General features: G+C 40.4%; 1 protein-coding gene. It reads right to left on the bottom strand.

The genetic code is table 11. From position 1 onward, the window contains the following. The coding region (locus ASC50_RS01670; RefSeq protein ID WP_158648269.1) for an ATP-binding protein at positions 1-894 on the bottom strand (894 nt) is incomplete at both ends.

The raw sequence follows: 894 nt of genomic DNA on the forward strand, positions 1-894 counted from the left end.
CTTTTTTACTGTCAAATAGCCCGTTTGAAACATCAATATGCGCGGGTTTATCGTCTGAATATCAAAACTGTCGAAGTCTGTAGCCTGCATTTGAAATGGCTCCAGCAGCGATTTTACATCATTGTGTTTTTTTAGAATATTGACTATAAAAGTGGGCGAACCCGTAGCAAACCAATGGTCTTTAAATTCTTGTTGCCAAAAAAACATCAAAGTCGAAAATGAATTATACACAAAGTTCACACCATCCCACGAATAGCCATCGTACCAGTGCCTGATTTCATCTACTGTTTTTTGCTTCGTCCACTGATTTTTTTGAGCCAGTTGCTCAATATAAGGGTCAAAATAAGACTCCAACTCTGCCTGTGTATAGCCACAAATGGTGGCAAATTGGGCATCAAGTGTAATGTCGCACAGATTGTTTAACCCCGAAAAGATGGAAACTTTGGAAAATTTGGATACACCCGTGAGAAATATGAAGTGCAGATGCTCATCAGCGGCTTTCATCACTTGATAGAAATCGTGCAAAACCAAGCGGTTAGCATCTGCAATATCAAGATTTGAGAGATTGTCGATGATGGGTTTGTCATATTCGTCAATCAACACAACTACCTTTTGCTCTGTGAATTGATGCAGTTTTGTGATTAATTCTTCAAAACGGTCGGGAAGTTCTATCGTTTCAAGATTTATGCTATTCTCCTTAGCTTTGGCATTTACTTTACCCATTAAGGAATTAGTCAATGCTCCCGGCGAGCGATTAGCCGTACCACCAAAATCCACGCGAATCACCGGATGAGTCGTAGTCCAATCCCAATTATTCTCAATCCAGAGCCCTTTAAACAGCGTTTTTTGTCCTTTAAAGATAGCTTCCATCGTGCTCACCAGCAACGACTTACC

It is taken from the genome of Candidatus Symbiothrix dinenymphae, assembly GCF_001431085.1.